We start from the raw sequence: 7244 nt of genomic DNA on the forward strand, positions 1-7244 counted from the left end.
CGCTGAAGGCGATGGTCCTGGCGCGCGACGTCGAGAATGCCCGTCTGATTCAGATCATCAAGGAATTACAGCGTCATGCAAGAACGCGCTCTTCGCACGCTCTGACGGCGGCGCCGAACACTGGGCAGTCATCGCCTCGCTGATCGAAACCTGCAAGCTCAATGGTGTCGAACCGCTCGGCTATCTCGCCGATGTCCTCACCAGGATCGTCAACGGCCACCCATACAGCCAGATCGACGATCTCCTGCCTTGGGTCTACATCAACAAGCTCGAGCTCAAGGCTGTGGCCTAAGAACACCGCTTACGCAAGAGCGATAATGCTCATTGATTGCGGCGCGACAATGAAGCTGCGAGCGCGTCTCACAATGTCGGATACGCAAGATAGCTGTTTTTGAGATTCTATGGGGCGAGCGGCGAGGGTGTCGATGGATCGACGCCGAGGCGGTGTTGAAGTTTCTGCAGCGCTAGAGGTCAGAAGCCGTTCGAACCGGGCACACGATCAAGCAACCGCAAACGCATCGAGGAGGCCTTCGGCTGGGCCAAGACCGTGGGCGGCATGGCCCAGACCGTCTACCGCGGCGTCGATCGGGTCGGGTGCGCTCCCGCTGCATCTTCACGACGGCCGCCAACAACCTCGCCCGACTACCCAGGACGCAAAACCGCGTCCGGCACCCACGCCTTCTGCCTCAAAGCACCCGACGCTGAACGCCGCCGCGCGCGCGGAAGGGAAACCATTCCGGCCCGACGATTAGCGACCTATTAGACAATGAAATTGGTTTCGCCTGTCGCGCTTGCAATGCGACAATCACACGGCTGCCGCGCGTTCGCACCCGAATAGTCATCATAATTAATCCGATCCTTTCATAACAAGCATCCGTTTCGCGCCCGACATCTTTTGGCTACTGTGCGGAAGATCGTCGCGATACCGTGACGTCTACCCGGGGACAAGGGACGGCGTCCGGCGCCGCATATGGCGCCATAAACAGGGAGGAAAAACATGACAATCACAAGACGGAACCTGATCAAATCAGGAGTGGCCGCCGGCGCCGCATTGACGGTTCCCTCAGCGCTTTGGGCGAAAGCGGCGCCCTCGGGAGGCAATACAGTACCAATGGTGATGGGAGATATCCAGATCTTCGACCCGGTCTTCACCACATCGAGTTCTACACAAAATCATGCGATGGCGATCTATGACACACTATTTGCGCTGGATGCTGACCTCGCGCCGCAACCACAAATGGTGGGCAAGTGGGATGTCTCCGAGGATAAGAAGACCTACACATTTGAACTCCGTGACGGCCTGTCCTGGCATGACGATACGCCGGTCACTGCGGCTGACTGTGTCGCCTCTTGCAATAACTTTCATCACTCGCTTGGGGTGGATGCCCGGATATATCTGGGCAAACACACGATCAAGTATTTCCGTGTCCATAGGCCAGGTGACAGGAGTCCAACTAGATCCAGACGTTCGTCAATGAATCTGACCATATTCCGAGAGCCCTTAGGCCTTAATTGAAACGGAGATCCAAATGTTAATCGCGTACGTGAGCGACGAGAACTTCGTCGCGCTCAGTGACGTAGCCGTGGAACTCGTCGGCGCCAATGTCTCTCTCGCAACGCGATCGCGCGCCTCGGGCGCCGTCCATGCGGACGTTCCGCCCGGCCATTACACAGTGTTCTTGAGCTGTCCCGGATACGGCAGCAAACACAGTGAGATTGACGTGACGCCCAGTCGTCCTGCCCAACTGCGGCTGCTGCGGGACACCCTGCTCGGCTACGCTTGGCCGAAATGGGCTCGCGCGGGCAGCGAGGTCGAAGTTCGAGTGCACTCCCGAGCCGAATACCGTGTCGAACTGTGGCGCTACGGTTGGGAGAAGCGGCTCGTCTGCTCGCTCGGCCACGGTGCGCACCCACCTGACGCGACACGCTTGATCGTACCAGACGGCGACTACACACAAACCGGCGTCGGCTGGAAGGATCCTATGCGCACGACCGCGCCGGACGAATCCGGCCTGTACTTTTTTCACGTGCACACGGCCTCAGGCGAGACTGCCGCATTCCCGCTCGTCGTCGCGCCCGCCGTCCCCACCGCGCCGATCGCGGTGCTCACGTCGTCGTTGACCTGGAACGCCTACAACAACTTCGGCGGCCGCAGCAACTACATCCACCCCGTCGCCCTGCCCGCGACACCTCCGGTCAACCGGCGCCAGGACCTCGCGCGATACCACCACACGGCCGCGAGTCAGAAATACGAGTGGCTGGGGGACGACTACGCGCCGCTGTCCTTCGACCGTCCGGAGCCGCTCAACGTCGTTCCCCTCGATGCACGGATCACCGATCCGATCGAGGGCCGCGAGCCGAACCATCTCGCTGCCGCCGAGTGGCGGCTGCTGGGATGGCTGGAGCGCGAGGGGTTCGCCGCCGACGTGTATTCCGACGTTCAACTGCATACGGGTGCTCTCGACCTCGATGCGTACCGGGTTCTAGTGCTTAGCACGCATCCGGAGTATTGGACCAGGCCGATGTACGACCGGGTGTTGGCTTGGGTCGAACGCGGCGGCCGACTCCTCTACCTTGGCGGGAACGGCGTCGAGTGTGAGGTAGAACTCCCGGACGAGCGCACGATGATCGTGCGGAACGGCGACAGTCGGACCTTCGAGTCCGACCCTGAGGCGATGGGGAGTCGGTTATTCTGTGTGAGCCACGTCCGAGAGGAGAGACTGCTTGGCGTCAGGTCGTCGTCTGACGGCTTGTTCACCGCCGCGCCGTACCGCGTTATCGACGCCGCGCACTGGGTTTTCGAGGGCACGGGGCTGTCCGACGGCGACCTGTTCGGGAAACGATGCCTGCACACCCGATGCCCGGGCGGTGCATCTGGCCACGAGATGGACACGATCACCAAGAGCTCACCACCGGGCACCACACTTCTCGCCAAGGGAGCAAACGCGGGACTGGTGCCGCTGGTAGGCGGCGGTGTCGCTGGGATCGATTCGGGCGCGGAGATGGTCCACCACCGGACGGCGAACGGGGGCGAGGTCTTCTCAGTGGGCTCCATCAACTACCCGTGCGCACTCCCCGTGGACGACGCGGTCTCACGCATCACCTCCAATGTGCTGCGCCGCTTCACGGCCTGATACGAAAGGAATCGACGGGCGGGCGAACGCGAAATCTCCGAGATGTGGCTAGCCCGTTTCTCTCACCGCACCCGCCGTCGCTGACGGCTTCCTGGCCAAGCACGAGCCGCGAGGTCGTGGCGAAGGCCGAGACCAGATGCAGGGGCGCCTTGCCTGTGCTGCGATCGTGACTGCGTTTCGAGGTCTTGCCGTCGATGGCAACGAAGTCCGGCCTGTCGGGCCAAGTCTCGCGCACCCATGAGGTGAAGGCGCCGGCGAACAGGCCGGGATCGATGCGGTTCATCAGCATGGTCAGCCAGCGTCCGCCCGGTACGCCGTGATGGTAGGGCAGATAGCGGCGCAGGAAGTCGAGATGCGCCGCGCCCCAGTCGGCAATCAGATCATAGTCGTCGCAATCGCAGATCGTGCCGCAGACAACCATAAGCAGGACTTTCGGCAGCGGATGCGCCACCCGCCACGGCTCGCGCGGGTCTTAGATGGTGGAGAAATGTTCCAGCAGAGCCTTCAGGCGCGGCTTCTCAAATACTTCGAGGGCGGCAAACGTCATGGCGGACTCCGAATCATCGAGGCCCGATGGAATCAGATCAGCCGCAATCCCCAAAGCGCGTTAACCCGAGTTCGCAGCCCTGGTGACAAAGTAAGGTTTTGAGCGCAGGCCATTGGCCCGTGCCACGCTTCGCTCATCGGCTGGCCCTTCGGCTTCTTGTCTCCAGCTTGCGGTGCCAGGACGCTGGCGACGCAATTATCGACTATCTGCGAGACGCCAGTGTCTGGGGAATGAGAAACTTCTGTGCTTGCCGCTTGTGATGCAAGAGGTTCCGACTACGTGTGCAGCTGATGGAGGGCGGTCCTCTTGCTTTGAACGCGGCATTTCAGAGGCCGCTTGCCATTATGGTGATCTTCGCCCGCCCGATCGGCAAGTCGGTGTTGGCGGTCGGCTCTCCGGATTGTTGACCGGCTGATCGGCTGTGGACGGACGAATATAAACCTGGGCACCGCGCGCCAGATGCTAAGGCGCGATCTTCATGATCCGCCTATCCGCCGCGCTTCCCTGAGCAGGCCCCCAATCCATGGTAGGAGGCGCTGACGGATGTCGCTCGGAAGTTCCCGTGACGCGGTCTGCGCCGCAAACAAATCCGACTGGGCGAAAATAGGCTGCCTTTGCTGCATAGCTCTTTACTTCACGGCGTGAGTCGCCGTCGAGCAAACTTAAACAGGTGTCGATCTCGCGACTCAGATCGCGAAGGCAGGAAAGGGAAAGGCGTGGCGCCTCGACGAGCGTCATCGCAGCCGTAGGCTTTTCGGGCATCCAGATCGGCACCAGCGCCAAGCTGCCATCCGGCTGGCGGCCCACATAGGCCGGCTCGCCGCAATAGCGCTGCCGTCCGACAACGACCGCCTCCTCCCCAGAGCGCGGATTAAAGGCGTAGCGAATAATTCATATTCCGACCGCCGGGAACGGGCAACGCCACTTGACGCGGTCACGGCGGAAAGAGCGTCTACTCAACGACGCTCGCCGATCATCGCCGCGCTCTCACGAGCCGAACGGGAGGCAGGCTGCAGGAGCGCATCCGCTTCTTTCGCAGGCCAAGCCTGCTGATCATCGACAAAATCGGCTATCTGCCCGTAATCGCCGGCGGCTGCAGTCTGTCCTTCCAACTCGTCAACGCCCGCTACGAGCGCGGCGCAATGATCCTCATCTCAAATCGCGGCTTTGCCGAATGGGCGATGGATTCGGCGAACCGAAGTTGTCATGATGCGTCCCCTTTCTTTGATCGCCTGTCGCGTGCGATCCGCGCCCGCAGCGTGTTGATCCTTTCATCTGACGCCTCGATTTGCCACGGCTGTCCCTCCGTAGGCTGGCGCTCCTCGAGCCAGCCGCTTGCGAGATAGTCGAAGACGGTTTGCGGTGTGACGCCTCGGGCGGCGGCCGCAATTTGAACAGAGTAGACACATCTGGCATCGGTCGGGATTGGCGCTCGTCCCGTTGATCTTGAGGTGGGATGCTTCCAACGTGTCCGCAGAAGCCAGACGTTCTGACCTTTGAACGAGCAGGGCGTGCTGCGACAAAGCCTTCCGCGTTCAAGGTCGCTGCAATCTCCTTGTCCATTTTGCCGCGGCGTTAAGTTCGAGCACGCGGCTCCGCAGCAGCTCCACATCGATGTAGCCATAGGTGTGGACCCGCCTTCGGAGAGAGTGCTCGCTTGTCGCTCCTGTCTGCCACAGGATCTTGAACCAGGCTTGGCCCTGGAGGCGCTTCCGGTCGAGGGCGACTTCACAGATGATGAGCGCCGATGATGAGCGCAGAATACAGTCGCCGCCGGGCCTTTGCGCCCAAAGTCGCAGCCTGGCTGTCGCCAGCAACGCTGCACCTCAGCGTCAACGGCCCAACGGCGCCGTCTCTCGCGTCGCGGATGAGCAAGACGAAATTTCTGCACGCGCGATGTTACCTCATTGGTCTAAGCTCTCGGGCGCCTTTAGTCTCTGTTGAAATGTGAAATCGAGGCCGTGCAGTCTGCCGGAAATGAATGGCCAGCCCAATGGTCTTGAATTTTTTGCGATGCGCCCCTAACCTGAAGTTGCATCTGCAAAAGGAGCGCCGATAGCTTCGAGCGGGCACTTGCGGACGATGATCGGAATGTGGTCTTAAGGACGATGTTTCCTTCGGGCTCGGGCAGTCTCTCGTAGCTAAATCTTTGATCTATTCCGGAGCCCGAGTACCCATGCAAAATCCAAAGATTGAAGAAGTGCCGTGGTCTGAAAGCCTGACTCCCTATGACCGCGAGCACTTTACGACCTACTTGAGGTTCTTGGATGCATCCGCTGACGATGCCAGCTATGAGGAGATGGCGCAGGTCATCCTCGGCATCGATCCGGCGGAAGAACCGGTGCGCGCGCGGAAAGCAGCGCGAAGCCATCTCGATCGGGCAAACTGGATAGTGACTGTCGATACCGGATCAATACTCCCCATAAGTGCCGTTTGAATCTTCCCCAGTTTAGCGTTGCCGCCGGTCTTCCGGGGCGCCCCGGAGGACCGGCGGCACCGTCATCACCGATACTGCTCTCGATGGTCGAGAGGGGAATGGCGGTGATCAAACTCGGGGAGATGGTCATGATCTTGGATATGCACCGGCAGGGGCTGTCGGTGTCAGCGATCGCCAGGCAGACCGTCGATCGAAAGACAATCCGCAAATACATCGAGCGTGGCCTTGAGGCCCCGGCCTACGGACCAAGGGCGCCGCGGGCGACGGTGATGGATCCATTCACCGCCTATCTGCGTGAACGGGTTGCTGCCTATCCCGGCCTTCGCGGTCGGCGGCTCCTGCGAGAACTGAAGGATCGTGGGTACGCCGGTGGCTACACTACCGTCACGGACTTTCTCAGAGACGTTCGTCCGACCCCAGAACCCGGCTTTGAAGTTCGGTTCGAAACAGCTCCCGGGGAACAGGCACAGGTGGATTTCGCCCAATTCCGTCTTCACCGACGAGCCGGCAACCCCAGGATCGTCTGGCTGTTTTCTATGGTGCTGGGCTATAGCCGTCTCATCTGGGCGCGCCTTGCTATGCATCAGGATCTGCCGACGGTGCTGCGATGCCACCCCCGCGGCGTTCGATGCGATCGGCGGGGTTCCGCGCGAGATTCTTTACGACCGAATGAAGACTGCCGTCATCGGCGAAGGCGAAACGGGCGGCATTGTTTATAACCGCGCTCTGCTCGATCTAGCCCGCCATTTCGGCTTTCATCCAAAGGCCTGCAAACCATATCGCGCCAAGACGAAGGGAAAGGTCGGGCGACCTTTTCGCTATATTCGTGAAGACTTCTTCCTGGCGCGCTCGTTTCGCAAACTTGATGATCTTAACACCCAACTGCGGCAATGGCTGGATGTCGTTGCCAATCCGCGCGTGCACGCCACAACGCAGCACGTCGTCGTGGAAGCCTTCGCTGAAGAGCGCCTTCATCTGCGTCCCTTGCCGCTGGCTCCGTTCCGATCGGTTCTGCGCCTTGAGCGCAGGATATCCCGAGAGGGCATGGTGAGTGTCGGTGGAAACGCATACAGCGTGCCCGACGCCACCAGAAGGCGGCTCGTCGAAGTTCACACCTTGGCCAATG

General features: G+C 60.7%; 4 protein-coding genes and 5 pseudogenes. 7 read left to right on the forward strand and 2 right to left on the reverse strand.

Features of this window, described 5'->3' with window-relative positions:
* The 4 genes and pseudogenes from AC0L16_RS33040 to AC0L16_RS33055 form a co-directional block, all read left to right on the forward strand.
* Nucleotides 1-292, forward strand: a 292-nt coding sequence (locus tag AC0L16_RS33040; protein WP_473625714.1) for a transposase domain-containing protein, incomplete at its 5' end; no start/stop codon positions are given.
* Nucleotides 293-508: 216 nt separating this feature from the next.
* Nucleotides 509-705 (forward strand): annotated as a pseudogene (locus AC0L16_RS33045) (hypothetical protein); the annotation flags it as partial.
* 406 nt (nucleotides 706-1111) lie between these two features.
* Nucleotides 1112-1351: pseudogene (locus tag AC0L16_RS33050) on the forward strand (ABC transporter substrate-binding protein); the annotation flags it as partial.
* Nucleotides 1352-1529: 178 nt separating this feature from the next.
* Nucleotides 1530-3134, forward strand: coding sequence for a N,N-dimethylformamidase beta subunit family domain-containing protein (locus AC0L16_RS33055; protein WP_473625715.1), 1605 nt, complete (start codon nucleotides 1530-1532; stop codon nucleotides 3132-3134).
* A gap of 76 nt (nucleotides 3135-3210) precedes the next feature.
* Here the strand turns inward: AC0L16_RS33055 and AC0L16_RS33060 are convergent.
* Both AC0L16_RS33060 and AC0L16_RS33065 read right to left on the reverse strand, forming a co-directional pair.
* A pseudogene (locus tag AC0L16_RS33060) lies at nucleotides 3211-3681 on the reverse strand (ISAs1 family transposase); the annotation flags it as partial.
* A 462-nt stretch (nucleotides 3682-4143) separates the two neighbouring features.
* On the reverse strand, nucleotides 4144-4464 hold the full coding sequence (locus tag AC0L16_RS33065) for a hypothetical protein (RefSeq protein ID WP_473625717.1): 321 nt from the start codon (nucleotides 4462-4464) through the stop codon (nucleotides 4144-4146).
* Between the two features lie 218 nt (nucleotides 4465-4682).
* Between AC0L16_RS33065 and AC0L16_RS33070 the strand changes: the two are divergent.
* The 3 genes and pseudogenes from AC0L16_RS33070 to istA form a co-directional block, all read left to right on the forward strand.
* A pseudogene (locus AC0L16_RS33070) lies at nucleotides 4683-5027 on the forward strand (ATP-binding protein); the annotation flags it as partial.
* A gap of 830 nt (nucleotides 5028-5857) precedes the next feature.
* A complete protein-coding gene (locus AC0L16_RS33075) occupies nucleotides 5858-6118 on the forward strand; it encodes a DNA -binding domain-containing protein (protein ID WP_473625718.1) in 261 nt (86 codons plus the stop codon).
* A 104-nt stretch (nucleotides 6119-6222) separates the two neighbouring features.
* Nucleotides 6223-7244, forward strand: a pseudogene (istA, locus tag AC0L16_RS33080) (IS21 family transposase); the annotation flags it as partial.

This window comes from Mesorhizobium sp. WSM4848, assembly GCF_055811375.1.

Excerpts from the sequence above, each read along its gene's own strand:
- AC0L16_RS33055 (WP_473625715.1), top strand. The coding sequence starts at position 1,530 with ATGTTAATCGCGTACGTGAGCGACGAGAACTTCGTCGCGCTCAGTGAC.
- AC0L16_RS33075 (WP_473625718.1), top strand. The coding sequence starts at position 5,858 with ATGCAAAATCCAAAGATTGAAGAAGTGCCGTGGTCTGAAAGCCTGACT.